Origin of the sequence: Kitasatospora griseola (assembly GCF_014648555.1) — a bacterium.
In the GTDB taxonomy this organism is placed as follows: Bacteria; Actinomycetota; Actinomycetes; order Streptomycetales; family Streptomycetaceae; genus Kitasatospora; species Kitasatospora griseola.
Genome location: NZ_BMRI01000018.1, coordinates 79,047 through 92,059 on the forward strand (window position 1 = coordinate 79,047; position 13,013 = coordinate 92,059).

17 protein-coding genes are annotated in these 13,013 nt (G+C 74.7%); 13 read left to right on the forward strand and 4 right to left on the reverse strand.

Annotated features, from left to right (window positions below):
* Positions 1 to 30 precede the first annotated feature (30 nt).
* The 3 genes from IEZ12_RS38885 (at position 31) to IEZ12_RS22520 (ending at position 1,696) form a co-directional block, all read left to right on the forward strand.
* A complete protein-coding gene (locus IEZ12_RS38885) occupies positions 31 to 174 on the forward strand; it encodes a hypothetical protein (protein ID WP_229847815.1) in 144 nt (47 codons plus the stop codon).
* A 78-nt stretch (positions 175 to 252) separates the two neighbouring features.
* A complete protein-coding gene (locus IEZ12_RS22515; protein WP_189274035.1) occupies positions 253 to 882 on the forward strand; it encodes a Clp protease N-terminal domain-containing protein in 630 nt (209 codons plus the stop codon).
* Between the two features lie 85 nt (positions 883 to 967).
* A complete protein-coding gene (locus IEZ12_RS22520) occupies positions 968 to 1,696 on the forward strand; it encodes a VIT1/CCC1 transporter family protein (protein ID WP_189274037.1) in 729 nt (242 codons plus the stop codon).
* A gap of 172 nt (positions 1,697 to 1,868) precedes the next feature.
* Here the strand turns inward: IEZ12_RS22520 and IEZ12_RS22525 are convergent, their stop codons facing one another.
* Positions 1,869 to 2,966 (reverse strand): baeRF3 domain-containing protein, encoded by a 1,098-nt coding sequence (locus tag IEZ12_RS22525; protein WP_189274038.1) that lies wholly within the window; start codon positions 2,964 to 2,966, stop codon positions 1,869 to 1,871.
* A gap of 216 nt (positions 2,967 to 3,182) precedes the next feature.
* Complete coding sequence (locus IEZ12_RS22530) at positions 3,183 to 3,629, reverse strand: ribosomal maturation YjgA family protein (protein ID WP_189274040.1); 447 nt, start codon at positions 3,627 to 3,629, stop codon at positions 3,183 to 3,185.
* 116 nt (positions 3,630 to 3,745) lie between these two features.
* Here IEZ12_RS22530 and IEZ12_RS22535 point away from each other — a divergent pair, with 116 nt between their 5' ends.
* Both IEZ12_RS22535 and IEZ12_RS22540 read left to right on the forward strand, forming a co-directional pair.
* Entirely contained in the window at positions 3,746 to 4,276 is a 531-nt protein-coding gene (locus tag IEZ12_RS22535; protein WP_189274042.1) for a 2'-5' RNA ligase family protein, read from the forward strand.
* A 130-nt stretch (positions 4,277 to 4,406) separates the two neighbouring features.
* Positions 4,407 to 5,183 carry a methyltransferase domain-containing protein gene (locus IEZ12_RS22540; RefSeq protein WP_189274044.1) on the forward strand — a complete coding sequence of 259 codons (777 nt, stop codon included), beginning with the start codon at positions 4,407 to 4,409 and terminating at the stop codon, positions 5,181 to 5,183.
* Between the two features lie 77 nt (positions 5,184 to 5,260).
* Here IEZ12_RS22540 and IEZ12_RS22545 read toward each other — a convergent pair whose 3' ends face one another.
* The gene (locus tag IEZ12_RS22545; protein ID WP_100588553.1) at positions 5,261 to 5,662 is read right to left on the reverse strand and encodes a pyridoxamine 5'-phosphate oxidase family protein; all 402 of its coding nucleotides are present in this window, start codon (positions 5,660 to 5,662) and stop codon (positions 5,261 to 5,263) included.
* 135 nt (positions 5,663 to 5,797) lie between these two features.
* Between IEZ12_RS22545 and IEZ12_RS22550 the strand changes: the two genes are divergently transcribed.
* The 7 genes from IEZ12_RS22550 (at position 5,798) to IEZ12_RS22580 (ending at position 11,204) form a co-directional block, all read left to right on the forward strand.
* The gene (locus tag IEZ12_RS22550) at positions 5,798 to 7,297 is read left to right on the forward strand and encodes a DUF2252 domain-containing protein (protein WP_373295513.1); all 1,500 of its coding nucleotides are present in this window, start codon (positions 5,798 to 5,800) and stop codon (positions 7,295 to 7,297) included.
* Between the two features lie 61 nt (positions 7,298 to 7,358).
* Positions 7,359 to 7,865 (forward strand): GNAT family N-acetyltransferase, encoded by a 507-nt coding sequence (locus tag IEZ12_RS22555; RefSeq protein ID WP_189274046.1) that lies wholly within the window; start codon positions 7,359 to 7,361, stop codon positions 7,863 to 7,865.
* 83 nt (positions 7,866 to 7,948) lie between these two features.
* The gene (locus tag IEZ12_RS22560; RefSeq protein WP_189274048.1) at positions 7,949 to 8,263 is read left to right on the forward strand and encodes a hypothetical protein; all 315 of its coding nucleotides are present in this window, start codon (positions 7,949 to 7,951) and stop codon (positions 8,261 to 8,263) included.
* 84 nt (positions 8,264 to 8,347) lie between these two features.
* Positions 8,348 to 9,148, forward strand: a complete 801-nt coding sequence (locus IEZ12_RS22565) for an ATP-grasp domain-containing protein (protein ID WP_229847792.1) — start codon at positions 8,348 to 8,350, stop codon at positions 9,146 to 9,148.
* Between the two features lie 53 nt (positions 9,149 to 9,201).
* Positions 9,202 to 9,606, forward strand: a complete 405-nt coding sequence (locus IEZ12_RS22570) for a RidA family protein (protein WP_189274052.1) — start codon at positions 9,202 to 9,204, stop codon at positions 9,604 to 9,606.
* A gap of 156 nt (positions 9,607 to 9,762) precedes the next feature.
* Positions 9,763 to 10,974 (forward strand): cytochrome P450, encoded by a 1,212-nt coding sequence (locus tag IEZ12_RS22575; protein WP_189274053.1) that lies wholly within the window; start codon positions 9,763 to 9,765, stop codon positions 10,972 to 10,974.
* Positions 10,971 to 11,204 carry a ferredoxin gene (locus tag IEZ12_RS22580; protein ID WP_189274055.1) on the forward strand — a complete coding sequence of 78 codons (234 nt, stop codon included), beginning with the start codon at positions 10,971 to 10,973 and terminating at the stop codon, positions 11,202 to 11,204. Before IEZ12_RS22575 ends, IEZ12_RS22580 begins: the two co-directional genes overlap by 4 nt.
* A 151-nt stretch (positions 11,205 to 11,355) precedes the next feature.
* Here the strand turns inward: IEZ12_RS22580 and IEZ12_RS22585 are convergent, their stop codons facing one another.
* A complete protein-coding gene (locus IEZ12_RS22585; protein ID WP_189274057.1) occupies positions 11,356 to 11,988 on the reverse strand; it encodes an AAA family ATPase in 633 nt (210 codons plus the stop codon).
* Between the two features lie 223 nt (positions 11,989 to 12,211).
* Here IEZ12_RS22585 and IEZ12_RS22590 point away from each other — a divergent pair, with 223 nt between their 5' ends.
* Positions 12,212 to 12,949, forward strand: coding sequence for a dienelactone hydrolase family protein (locus tag IEZ12_RS22590; protein ID WP_189274059.1), 738 nt, complete (start codon positions 12,212 to 12,214; stop codon positions 12,947 to 12,949).
* Positions 12,950 to 13,013 lie beyond the last annotated feature (64 nt).

Here is a 13,013-nt window from a genome sequence, read left to right on the forward strand (position 1 = left end):
CGCGTCGACGCGGACACCGCGTTCGCGCACCTGGACCGGGACGGCGACGGCGCGCTGTCCCCGGAGGAGTTCGTCACCGCGATCGTCGAGTACTGGACCAGCAGCGATCCGCAGGCGCCGGGGAACTGGTGGACCGGCAGCCCACAGGGCAATCCGGACCCGACCACGCTCTGATGGCACTGCGGTGAGCCGCCGTTGACCATTCCTCGCCCGGTTTGACCGGGCGGCGGAGCCCCGGGCAGCCTGGTGGACATGACAGATCTGGATCTTGCGGGGTGGGTGGCCCGGGTCGACGCCGAGACGGCCGGGGCCCCGGACGTCGAGCGGATCGCACACGCGCACCGGCTGGCACGGGAGTTGACCGAGCTGGGCCACCGGCTGGTGGAGCACTTCCTCGCGACGGCGGGCCCGGCGGGGGCGGCCGGCGCCCGCTCCGAGGAGGCCCAGGCGGCGGAGGACGAGACGGACGCGCTGCTGGACGAGGCCCGGCAGCGGGCCCGGCTGCTGGGCCACCGCGAGACCAACACCGGCCACCTGCTGCTGGCGCTGACGGCGGCCGACGGCACGGCGCCGGCGGTGCTCGCGGGCCTGGGCGTGTCGCAGCAGGCGTGGGAGTCCGCGCTGGTGCAGGCCTGGGAGGACCACGCCTGGCCGCTGCCGCCGGTGCCGCGCGGCGAGTTCCCGCCGTTCGCCGCGGGCGCGGCGCGGGTCCACCAGCGCCTCGCCGACCCGTCGGCCGGGGCGGGCCTGCTCACCGAGCGCCTGCTGCTGGCCGTCCTGGAGTCGGACGCCTCGGGACCGGGCCGTCTCGCCCTGCACACCCTGGGCCTGACCACCCGCCAGGTGCACCGCGAGCTGACCCGCCGCCTGTCCGCCGCCTGAGAACTCCGCCCCTCCGCGCGACGCGCTCCCCGGCGTCCCGCCGCCGCTGCGGGTCTGCCGGGCGGTCGGCGGGCAGACTGGGGTCATGACGGCTTCTCAGGGGCAGGGCCCGATCGAACACGGTGAGGCGCACAACGGTGCGCTGGGCAACCGGTTGAACTGGCTGCGGGCAGCAGTGCTGGGCGCGAACGACGGCGTGGTGTCGACAGCAGGCCTGGTCGTGGGTGTGGCGGGTGCGAACGCCACCTCCACCGAACTGCTGACGGCAGGTCTGGCAGGCCTGCTGGCGGGCTCACTGTCGATGGCGGCGGGCGAGTACGTGTCGGTGAGCACCCAGCGGGACGCCGAGCAGGCGGCGCTGGCCATGGAGCGGCGGGAGCTGCACCTGACGCCGGAGGCGGAGCTCGCCGAACTGACGGGCCTGTACGAGGCGAAGGGCCTGGACCCGGAACTGGCGCACCAGGTCGCGGTGCAGCTCACCGCGCACGACGCGCTGGCCGCCCACGCGGAGACCGAACTCGGCATCGACCCCGAGGCGTTGACCGATCCCTGGCACGCCGCGTGGGCCTCCTTCGCCGCGTTCACGGTGGGCGCGCTGCTGCCGCTGCTGGCGATCGTCCTGCCGCCGCCCACCCACCGCGTGTGGATCACGGTGGTGGCGGTCCTGGCGGCCCTGGTGGTGACAGGCTGGGCGAGCGCCCGCCTCGGCGGCGCGGACCCGCGCCGGGCGGTGCTGCGCAACGTCCTGGGCGGCGGCATCGCGATGGGCGTGACCTACGCGGTCGGCGCGATCCTCGGGGCGTCCACGGGCTGAGCACGGGGAGGGGGCGGCGCGACAAGCGCACACCCCATCCGCAAGGTCGCGATCAAGTGCAGGTCACTGTCCTGCGTCGCGACCTCGCGGACGGGGTGCCTTCCGTCTCGCGCAGTTCTCCCCCAGCCCTGGCGGGCCGGGAGATACCCCCACGCGCCCCTGTTTCGCAGCGTCAGTAGCGCAGATCGGCCGCGATCCGCCCCGCGTCCGAGAGGGTCCCGTCCGGGACGAAGCTGACCTTGGCGCCCGCGTCCAGGGCGCGTTCGATGACCTCGTCGACGATGTCCTCGCGGGCGCCGGGCTGGTCGGCCTCGGCGGGCACCAGGTGGTCGCCGTCGTCGCGGACGGTGGTGCGGAAGTTCTCCTCGACGACCAGCAGGGCGATCCGGCCCTCGCCGACGGTCTGCCAGACCTCGTCCAGGCCGGCCGCGAAGGCCTTGCGGCCGCGTGCCTTGTCGAGCTGCGCGAGCGCGTCGGAGATCTCCTGGTCGGCGTGAGCGCGGACGGCGGGTTCGACCACCTGGCGGACGGTCTCGGCGCCGCCCTGGGCGAGGCCGCCGTGCGGGAGCTGCGCGCTGGATTCCTTGGCCATCGGGCCGACGGCGTCCAGCAGGGCGAGCGCGGGCGCGTCGCCGACCACGTAGAGCGGGCGGGGGTCGGCGGCGAGCACCTTGCCGATCTCGGTGTCGGCCTGCCGGAGGAAGGTCTTGGTCTCCTCGTCGCGGAAGGTGCTGGGGGTGTCGCCGATCTGCTCCTGGCGCTCCGGGTCGGGGTTGTCGTACTCGCGGACCAGCGGGAAGCCGTAGGCCTTCTCCTCGGTGACGCGTTCCTGGGTGCCGCCCCACAGCACCACCCGGTCGGCGGCGACGGCGAGTACCCAGTGCGGGCGTTCGGCGATCTGCGCGGCGACCAGGTTGCGGGTCAGGAAGGTGTCGGACAGGACCACCCGGGCGGGGGCGGTACGGCCGAGTGACCACACCTGGTGTTCGCCGGGCGCGGCGAGGATCGCCAGGCCGTCCTCGGCGTGCACCAGGTCGACCTCGGTGAGGGCCCGGTCGAGCTGTCCCAGGACGTCGATCCGGACGGCGCGGTCGACCGCGGGGTCGTTCTGGACCCGCTCCTTCGCCTCGGCCACCAGGTTGCGCAGCCGGACCGGGTCCTGCGCGTTGTCCGGCTCGCGCCGGTGCGTGGGCATCAGGATCGACACCGCCGGGTACGGGCGCGGCCGGCGCAGCTCGGCGAGGACGGCGGGGCTGAGGGCGGGGTACATGGAGACCCTTTCCGAAGGCGGTTCGGCCTTCTGTGCGTGGACGCGCGAAGCCTGATTCTGCTCCCGAATGTCCCAAATGTACCCATCTGCCCTCGGGCGCGTCGTACCGCGCGCCCGCCCGACACGCCGCGCTTGCCCCGGCCGTTGCCCAACACGCCACGACCCGACCTGCCGGGCGCTACCCGACCTGTCCGCCGCGATCCGACCTACCCGCCGCTACCCGACCTGCCGGGCGCGCCCCGCCGCCGGGCGGCGGGCTGTCCGATGGGCGATCCGCCGGGCGAGGCGGCGCGCGGCGAGGTGGGCCGCGACGGCGGCGAGTGCGCCGAGGGTGTAGCCGAGCAGGTCGGAGGCGTCGAAGGTGGTGCCGAGGGCGAGCCGGGCCAGCCGGCTGCGGACGGCGAGCGACTCGGGGACGCCGGTGAGCTGGAACAGTTCGACGGCCCAGCTGACGGCGAGCGCGGCGGCGCCGGCGGTCCACGGCCGCAGGCGCGGCGCGGCGGCCATCAGCAGCGTGTGCAGCAGCGCGGTGTAGAGCGCGCCGCCGAGCAGCGCCCCGGCGGCGGCCGGCAGCAGGCCGGGGACGACCAGGCCCGACCCGAGGACGGCCACGGCGGCCACCAGCCGGCCGGCCCGGGCCTTCCACCCCTCCCGACGGTCCATCAGTTCAGTGCCGTTCAAGGATCGGTGCGGCGAGGACGGGTCAATGGTGCGCATCCGGACAGCCCATCACACGGGGCGCTCACGGGTACGGCCGGGGCGGGCCTTACGGTGGGGAGATGCGAACCATCGAGTTGACCTGTGCGCCGACCCTGGACCGGGCGGTACGGACGGTGTGGCGGCAGCTGGCCGACGGCGGGGTGGATTCGTTGGCGGACCTTCCGCATCCGGCGCACCGGCCGCACCTGACCTTGGCGGCGTGCGGCGCGATCGAGCCGGAGCGGCTCGCCGAACTGGGTGAACTGCTGGCGGGCGCACTGCCGTTGGAGGTGCGGTTCGCCGGCCTGCTGTCGTTCGCCGCGCGCAGCCGGCGACGGGTGCTGACCTGGGGCGTGGTGCCGAGCCCGGCGCTGGTGGAGCTGCACCGCGAGGTGTGGCGGCTGCTGGCGGCCGCACCGGACCCCGATCCGCGGTATCTGCCCGGCCGTTGGATGCCGCATCTGGGTCTGACCCGTCGCTTGGAGCCGGCCGCGCTCGCGCAGGCGCACGAACTGCTGGGCCGTCACCCCGACTTGACGGGAACCTTCGACGCGGCGCGGACGTTCGACTCGGAGACCCAGCTCACCGTCCCACTGCCGTCGGGGTCCTGAGGCCGGTCCCGCCGGGGCCGGCAGCGCGCCGCCGCTCCCCCGTCGACCTCCCTGGCCTCCCCGGCGTACGCCCCTTGTCCTGGGGGAAGACGCTTCCCCTGGCGGGTCCGGGTTTGATTGACTTCCGGTCATGACCTCCCGCGTGTTCGAGACCGTGCCGCCCGACCCGATCGCCTACCTGGATCGACTGGCCGTCTCGGATCCGGGTCTGCACTACAAGGCGACGATGCTCACGTCGCTCGCCGCCGAGCGCGGTCACACGGTGGTGGATCTGGGGTGCGGCCCGGGCACGGATCTGACGGCGCTGGCCGAGGCGGTCGGCGCGGAGGGCACCGTGTACGGGGTGGACCACGACCGGGAGGCGGCGGACGCGGCCACCGACCGGACAGCGCACCTGTTCCAGGTCGCGGTGCGGCTCGCCGACGTGCACGATCTGCCGATGGCGGACGCGAGTTGCGACCGGGCGCGGGCCGACCGGGTGCTGCAGCACGTCGCGGATCCGGCACTCGCCCTGCGCGAGGCCCACCGGGTGCTGCGTCCCGGTGGCCTGCTGGTGCTGGGCGAGCCGGACTGGGGGACCTTGACGGTCGATCACCCGGAGCCGTCGCTGACGGCCGCGTACACCCGGTACGTCACCGACCATGCGGTGCGCAACGCCCGGATCGGCAGTCAACTGCCGCGGCTGGCGGCCGAGGCCGGGTTCGAGGTGGTCGACGTCCACCCGCTGACCCCGGTGTTCCGCGAGGTGGCCACCGCCGACCGGGTGCTCGGCCTGCAACGGGTCACCCGCCGCGCCGTCGCGGCCGGCTACCTGTCCGCTGCCGACGCCGACCGCTGGCTCGCGCATCTCGCCGCCGGCCCGTTCCTCGCCACCGTCACCTTCCACGTCGTCACCGCCCGGGCCTGACGGCCTCCGGTCCGTCGGTCCGCCGGACTCGGGCGCGAAGTCGCCCAGGCTCGAAGGCACTTGAGGCTCGAAGGCGCTCAGGCGCGGCCGAGGGCCCGGTCGACGGTGATCTCGATGACCACCCGCTCGGGGTTCTCTCGCGGCTGCCGGTAGCGCTCGGCGTAGCGGCGTTCGGCGTCGGCGACCGAGGCGGCGTCCTGGCGGATCACGGCGCGGCCTTCCAGGGTGGCCCACCGGGCCCGGTCGACCTGGCAGATGGCGACCCGCTGCCCGGCCTCGCCGGCGGCCAGCACGTTGCGGACCTTCCGGCTCTCCCGGCTGCTGATGACTCGCGCGATCCCGGTCCCGGGGTCGAAGGTCGCGCCGACGGGCACGACGTGCGGGCTGCCGTCGGGGCGCAGCGTGGTGAGCGTGCACAGGTGGTAGTCGCGCCAGAAGGCGAGGTACGCGGGGTCGAGGTTGTGGATGTCGTGTGCCATGTCGGCATGGTACGACCGGGTGTTCGGCGGCCGGCGACGGACCCGCCCGATGGGGGTGCGGGCCGGGCCGGGTAGCGTCACCGCTGGTGGGGGCGGTCCCTGTCGGGTGTGGCGCGGTGGCGGAGGGAGTCCGGGGTGTCGGCGGTGGAGGTCGGGGAGAGCGGGCAACTGTCCTCGTTCGCACGGGAGTTCACGGTGGACGGGTTCGCCGGGGAGGGTTCCGCGTTCCCGGGCCGGGAGCCGGCCGAGCAGTGGGCGGAGGAGGTGGATCCGGCGCTGTCGGCGGAGGGCCCGAAGCGGCGCGGGAAGCTGCTGCGCGAGCGGGTGCCGCTGGAGTCGCACTCGCTGCTGGTTTCGTCGGCGGCGCGGCCGGAGGTGGTGGCGGCGGTGGAGTCGGCGAACGCGGGCCGTCTGCCGCAGCTGGTGCCGCTGCGGGTGGGGCGGATGGCGGCGTCGCCGTTCGCGTTCCTGCGCGGTTCGGCCGGCCTGATGGCGCACGATCTGGCGACCACGCCGGTGAGCGGTGTCACGGCGCAGTTGTGCGGGGATGCGCACGCGGCCAACTTCGGCCTGTACGGGGATGCCCGGGGCCGGTTGGCGTTGGACCTGAACGACTTCGACGAGACGGTGCCCGGCCCGTGGGAGTGGGACCTGAAGCGGCTGGTGGCGAGCCTGGTGCTGGCGGGCCGACAGCTGGGCGCGGACGAACCCGCCTGCCGCCGGGCGGCGTTCGACGCGGCGGCGACGTACCGGCGGACGATGCGGCGGTTGGCGAAGCTGCCGGCGCTGGACGCGTGGAACGCCTGGGACGCCATCGCGGACCACCAGTTGGTGGAGTTCGCCGGCGCGCACGAGCTGAGCGAGGTGCTGGCGGCGGTGTCGGCCAAGGCGCTGCGCAACACCGGTGCGAAGTTCGCGGCCCGCTCCACCGTCCGTACCGAGGACGGGGGTTGGCGGTTCACGCCGGCCCCGCCGATCCTCGGTGAACTGACGGACCGTCAGGCCCGTTCGATAGCGGACTCGTTGGCCTCGTACCGGCACACGGTGCCGGCGGAGCTGCATCCGCTGCTGGCCCGGTTCCGGGTGCAGGACGTGGCGTTCCGGGTGGTCGGCACGGGCAGTGTCGGCACCCGCTCGTACGTGGTGCTGCTGACGGACCGCCGGGGCGGGCCGCTGGTGCTCCAGGTGAAGGAGGCCCGCCCGTCGGTGCTGCTGCCGCACCTGGTGCGGGCCGGGTTCCCGGTACCGGCGGAGGGCGGGCACGAGGGCCGCCGGGTGGTGCTCGGGCAGAAGCGCATGCAGGTGGTGTCGGATCCGCTGATGGGCTGGACCACCGTGTCCGGACTCCCCTACCAGGTACGCCAGTTCCGCAACCGCAAGGGCAGTGTGGATCCGGTCGCCCTGACGCCCGACCAGCTCGACGACTACGGCCGGCTGACCGGCGCCCTGCTGGCCCGGGCCCACGCCCACACCGCCGACGCGGCCCTGATCGCCGGCTACTGCGGCAAGGACGACCGCCTGGACGAGGCCCTGGCCGCGTTCGCCGTCGCCTACGCCGACCGTTCCGAGGCCGACCACGCGGCCCTGCTCGCCGCGATCCGCTCCGGCCGCCTCGCCGCCGAGCCGCCGGCCTGACGGAACCGGGCGTCGGGGCCGGGCGTCGGGGGCGGGCGTCGGGGCCGGGCACAATGGGCGTATGAAGGTACGAACGGTGCAGGTCGCGGAACTGTCGGCGCTTCAGGAGATCGAGCGGGCGGCCGGGCGGTGGTTCCACCAGGTGGGGATGGCGGAGATCGCGGAGGACGAGCCGTTGTCGGTCGAGGAGTTGACGCGTTTCGTCGAGGCGGGGCAGGCCTGGGTGGCGGTGGACGACGAGGACCGTCCGGTGGCGTACCTGATCGCCGAGCGGGTGGACGACGCGCTGCACGTGGAGCAGGTGTCGGTGCACCCGGACGCGGCGCGCCGGGGTGTCGGGCGGGCGCTGCTGGAGCACGCGGCGGAGGTGGCGCGGGCGGAGGGGTTGCCCGCGCTGACGCTGACGACGTTCGCCGAGGTGCCGTGGAACGCGCCGTACTACGAGCGTTGCGGGTTCCGGCCGGTGCCGGAAGCGCTGCTCGGGCCGGAGTTGCGCGACGTGCGGGCGCGGGAGGCGGCGCACGGACTGGACCGCTGGCCGCGGCTGGCGATGCGCCGTACCCTCTGAGCCACCCGGTGGCCCGCCCGGCCGCCGGTGGCTGGCACACCGTCCCGGGGCACGGGGCGGCCGGACGCGGGAGGGGACCGAGCATGGCCGTCGAGGGTCGAACGGCACGGCTGCTGGTGGGCGACGGTGGTGATTCCGCGCCGGCGTTGACGGTGGAGCCGTGGCCGGACGCCTGCTGGATTCCACCGGGTGGGGTGTTCGCGTTGGTCACCCCCGCACCGGACGAGGACGGCCCGTGGGCGGGCCCGCTCCGTCCGCACGAACTGTTCTCGGTCGCTCGTCGGCCGGATTCGGTCACGGTGCGGCCGCACGGCGCCTGCCACTGCCCGACCGACGGGGCGGGCACGCCGGTCGACGCCCGCGACTGGGACTGCCCGGAGCGTCCGCCCGCCTGCTGAGCCCGGTCAGGCCCGCTCCGGCGAACCTCCCGGCCGGGTAAATCCCCTGGCCAGGAGGCCTGTCGATACGTCATGATCGCCGCCATGACCACTTCCACCACCGCCACTCTGCTGCTCGCGCCGCGGATCAACGAGACCGGCCTGCAGCTGCGCACCGCCGCGGGCCGGCGCGGCCTGCGGGCGTTCACGGCGGCCTCCTGGCGGGCTCCGCAGGAGCTGAGCGGGCAGCAGGTCCACCTGTACGGCGGCCCGCTGTTCGCGGACGCGGTCGGCGGGGCGCTCGGGCTGGGCCTGCTGGAGCCGTCGGCCGACTGGCTGTCCGCGCTGCCCCGTGAACTGACGGGTCGCACCGTCGAGTTGACGACCCTCGCGGCGGCCCGCCGGCTGTCCGGGCCGGCGTTCGTGAAGGCCCCGGCGGACAAGCACTTCGCGGCCCGGGTGTACGACCGCGGCGGCGACCTGCCGGGCCCGGAGCTGCTGGACGGCGACGTGCCGGTGCTGGTCAGCGAGGTGGTGCGATTCGCCGTCGAGTACCGGCTGTTCGTCCTGGACGGCGCGGTGCGGGCGGCGTCCCGCTACTCCCGTGACGGCGAACTGTCCGTCGGCGCACCGGAGTCGGACGCCTCGGAGCTGTCGGTGTTCGCCGCCGAGGTGCTGGCGGCCGCCGCCGAGTGCGCGCCGCTGCCGAGCGCGGCGGTGGTGGACGTCGGCCGCACGCCCGGTGGTTGGGCGGTGGTGGAGGCCAACGCGGCCTGGGCGAGCGGCGGTTACGCGTGCGACCCGGACGCGGTGCTGGACGTGGTGCTGCGGGCGGCCGGCCCGCTCGGCCGACTCCCAAGCAGCGACCGGCCGTTCCTGCGCGAGCTGCCGCAGGTCGAGGGCTGACGCGGCCCGAATCGGGGTGCGCCGGGCGGCCCGGCTGGGCGAGGATGATCGCCATGAGCTCCTCGCACCTCACCCACATCACCGAGCCGCCGGGTGTCGCCCCGGCCGCCAACTACACCCACGTGGTCGCCGCCACCGGCCGGCTGGTCCAGGTCTCCGGCCAGGTCGCCCTCGACGAGCAGGGCCGGGTGGTCGGCGACGGCGACCCGCGGGCGCAGGCCCGGCAGGTGTTCGCGAACCTGGACCGCTGCCTGGCGGCGGCCGGTGCAGGCTTCGCGGACGTCGTCAAGCTGACCATTTTCGTCACCGACATCGCGTACCTTCCGGCGATCCGGGAAGCCCGCGAGGCCCACATCGACCCGGCGCGGCTGCCGGCGAGTTCGGCGGTGCAGGTGGTGGCGCTGTTCCGGCCCGACCTGCTGATCGAGATCGAGGCGCTGGCCGTCGTCGCCCCCTGACGACCCCTCACCTTGTCGAACCAATTTCCGTTTCCTGCCCACCAGTTGGGATTCCAGGGGTGGCTGGATTCCATCCTGCTGCGGGGCCGGTGCACCGCATACGGTCGGGAGTGGCTGCCGGTCGGCAGCCTGCAGCCACTCGCCAGGAGGACCGAATTGACCACCGCCGCGCACCCCGAGGCCCCCGACGCGCAGCCGCTGGTGCCCCTGCACTGCCTGCTGCACGCCGAGCCCGGCCCGCCGAGGCAGGCGGCGCTGCCGACCGGCACCCCGGTGTGGGTGCTGAGCCGGCACGCGGACGTCCGGCAGGCGCTGGCGCACCCCGGCTTCGGCCGGGCCACGCTGCACGCGCCGGACGCGCCGCCGCTGACGCTGACGCCGAACATCCTGGACGACCCGGCGTCGATGCTGAACAGCGACGGCCCCGACCACCAGCAGATCCGCCGCACCGTGCAGCGCGCGTTCACGCCCCGCGCGATCGAACGCTGGCGGCCCTGGGTGGACGGCGTGGTGCGGGAGCTGGTCGACGAGCTGGCCGCCTCCGGCTCGCCCGCGGACGTGGTCGCCGCCCTCACCAAGCCGCTGCCGGTGCGGGTGATCAGCCGGCTGATGGAGCTGGAAGGGCTGGACATCGACCGGCTCGGCCACTGGAGCGACCACGCGCTGTCCACCACGGCGTACACCGCGGACGAGATCCGCACCGCCATCCGGGAGTTCAGCGAGTTCGGGTACCAGCTGGTGGTGGCCCGCCGCGAGAACCCCGGCGAGGACCTGGTGAGTTCGCTGGTGCAGGCCGCCGACCAGACCGGCGGGGTCACCGAGGAGCAGCTGACCTCGCTGACCATCGGCCTGGTGATCGCCGGCCACGAGACCACCATGACCAGCTTCGGCAACGCGCTGGTGTACCTGCTCGACCCGCAGCACGCGGACGCCTGGCGGCGGGTCGGCGAGGACCTGTCGGCGGCGACCGCGGCCACCGAGCAGATCCTGCGCACCGTCCCGCTCGGCGACCGCACCTCCGCGCCCGGGCTGCTGCGCCGGGCCGTCGCCGACGTGGAGATCGGCGGGGTGCTGATCCCCGAGGGCGCGATCATCGCCTGCGACGCCGGCTCCGCCAACCACGACCCGGCCGTCTACCCGACGGGCCCGACCGACCTGTTCTCCCCCCTCGGCGCCCCGTCCCTGACCTTCGGCGCCGGCCCGCACCACTGCCTCGGCGCCTGGCTGGCCCGGATGGAACTCGAACTCGGCCTGCACCACCTGGCCCGCGTCCTCCCCGACCTGCGCCTGGCCGCCCCCGTCGAGGACATCGCCTGGCGCACCGGCCTGCTCACCCGCAGCCCCCTGCGTCTGGACGTGGCCTGGTGAGCCCCGACCCCGTCGTCGTCACGGTCGACCAGACCCGCTGCATCGGCAGCGGCCTCTGCGCCCGCACCGCCCCCGACGCCCTCGCCCTCGGCCCCAACGGCCGGGCCATCCCCGTCCATCCCACTGCCGCCCCTTCCCACACCCTCACCGAGGCCGCCGAGATGTGCCCCGTCGAGGCCATCGCCGTTCACCACGCCACCACCGGCGAACTCCTCGCCCCCATCTGGTGATCGCTTTCCGACACCGGCCCCGGGGCGCTGTCCCCGGCGGCCGGTGTCGGTGCGCCGGCTGCCGGATCGGCTCACCCCGCACGCGCCCGCCGCCCGGCGGCCCCGCACCGGACCGGCCCTCGCGGACCCGCGGTCCCGTTTCGAGGTCTGCTCAGTCGAGGCGCAGGTGGCGGAGCTTGACGGCGGCTCGGCGGAGGGTGGCGCGCAGGGCGGTGTCGGTGTCGGGCGCGGGGTGCAGGCCGGCGAGGCGGGCGATCCGGTCGGCGGTCTGGGTGACGGTCAGTCGGTCGGTGTGCAGGTGGGTGGCGAAGGCGGGATCCGCGAGGCGGCGCAGGCTGTCGTCGAGGCGGGCGACGGCGAAGCTCTCGCCGCGTGCCGGTGCGGGCAGCCCGGCGAGGCGGCGCAGGTGGTGTACGGGTTCGCGTTCGGCGAGGCGGCGCAGCACCGTGGCGCGGTCGGCGAGCAGGGTGAAGTGCCGTACGTCGTGGCCGAGTTCGCGCAGGCGGCCGACGGTCTCGGCGAAGTGTGCGGGCTCGGTGACGGTCATCGGGACGATCACCGGGCCGAGGTGGCGCCGGACGGCGAGGTCGAGCATCTCGACGGTCCCGGTGCGCCATGCGGTCAGGTCCTGGAAGTCGCCGCGGAGCGCGGGCGGCAGCATCCGGTGCAGGCCGAAGCCGAGTTGTTCGGGGTCGCAGACGGCGGCGTCCGGCAGTCGGCGGGCCAGGTTGTGGGCGGTCTGCGTCTTGCCGCCGCCGAACGGTCCGTTGATCCACACCAGCACGGTCTTCGCCTCCGGTTGTCGTCCGACGTCCCGCACGGCCCGCGGCCGAAAACCGTTTGGCGGAGCGGCGAGGCCACTGCTAGGTTTCCGGAGGCCGTGCGAGAGAACGTGGAGGTGGTACCCGTGAACGCAATATCGACGTGGGTGCTCCCCTCCGGGGTCACGGTCGGACGATAGGTCGTCCGGGAGCGCCGTTTCAACCGCACTCCCGAAAGGCACGACCGTGCACTTCACTTCCGAGCAGCGCCACGACGACGGCGTCCTCGAACGCGAATTCACCCTCGGCGGGATCCCCGGCATCCTCTGGACGCCGGCCGTGACGTCCGCTCCGGCGCCGCTGATCCTGATCGGCCATCCCCCGCTCGGGCTGCGCCGGATGTACCCCCGGCTCGCGGCGCGGGCCCGCCACTACGCGGCCGAGTACGGCTTCGCCGCGGCCACCGTCGAACTCCCCGGCAGCGGTGAGCGGCCCCTCCTTCCCGGCGTCGAGCAGGCTCGCGCGAGCCTGCGCCGGGCGCTGGCCGCGGGCGAGCCGGTCGGCGACGAGATCGTCGACGCACTGGTGCTGCCGCTCGTCGAGCAGGCCGTCCCGGAGTGGCAGGCCGCCCTGGACGCCTGCCTGTCGCTGCCCGAGGTCGGCGGCCCGGTCGGCTTCGAGGGGGGTGTGATCTCCATCGGCATCCGGCTGGCGGTGGTCGAGCCGCGCATCGCGGCCGCCAACCTGTTCGCCGGGAGTTTCGTGCCCGCGGCGATGTTCGAGGAGGCCCACCGGGTCACCGTCCCGCTGCAGGTCCTGCTGCAGTGGGACGACGAGGGCAACGACCGGCAGACCGCCCTGAACCTGTTCGACGCCCTCGGCTCCGCGGAGAAGACCCTGCACGCCAACATGGGCGGCCACACCGGCGTCCCGCACTTCGAACTCGACGCCGGCGCGCGCTTCTTCGCCCGGCACCTGAAGTGATGACGGTCCGTCAGTAGCCGGTGCCGGCCGGGCCGCCCCTCGTCGGGGCCCGGCCGAAGCCCCG

What these genes read in the sequence shown, in the direction of transcription:
- IEZ12_RS22570 (WP_189274052.1), top strand. Translation starts at nt 9,202, where the DNA reads ATGAGCTCCTCGCACCTCACCCACATCACCGAGCCGCCGGGTGTCGCC.
- IEZ12_RS22565 (WP_229847792.1), top strand. Translation starts at nt 8,348, where the DNA reads ATGACCACTTCCACCACCGCCACTCTGCTGCTCGCGCCGCGGATCAAC.
- IEZ12_RS22515 (WP_189274035.1), top strand. Translation starts at nt 253, where the DNA reads ATGACAGATCTGGATCTTGCGGGGTGGGTGGCCCGGGTCGACGCCGAG.
- IEZ12_RS22545 (WP_100588553.1), bottom strand. Translation starts at nt 5,662, where the DNA reads ATGGCACACGACATCCACAACCTCGACCCCGCGTACCTCGCCTTCTGG.
- IEZ12_RS22555 (WP_189274046.1), top strand. Translation starts at nt 7,359, where the DNA reads ATGAAGGTACGAACGGTGCAGGTCGCGGAACTGTCGGCGCTTCAGGAG.
- IEZ12_RS22535 (WP_189274042.1), top strand. Translation starts at nt 3,746, where the DNA reads ATGCGAACCATCGAGTTGACCTGTGCGCCGACCCTGGACCGGGCGGTA.
- IEZ12_RS22560 (WP_189274048.1), top strand. Translation starts at nt 7,949, where the DNA reads ATGGCCGTCGAGGGTCGAACGGCACGGCTGCTGGTGGGCGACGGTGGT.
- IEZ12_RS22520 (WP_189274037.1), top strand. Translation starts at nt 968, where the DNA reads ATGACGGCTTCTCAGGGGCAGGGCCCGATCGAACACGGTGAGGCGCAC.
- IEZ12_RS22525 (WP_189274038.1), bottom strand. Translation starts at nt 2,966, where the DNA reads ATGTACCCCGCCCTCAGCCCCGCCGTCCTCGCCGAGCTGCGCCGGCCG.
- IEZ12_RS22540 (WP_189274044.1), top strand. Translation starts at nt 4,407, where the DNA reads ATGACCTCCCGCGTGTTCGAGACCGTGCCGCCCGACCCGATCGCCTAC.
- IEZ12_RS22530 (WP_189274040.1), bottom strand. Translation starts at nt 3,629, where the DNA reads ATGGACCGTCGGGAGGGGTGGAAGGCCCGGGCCGGCCGGCTGGTGGCC.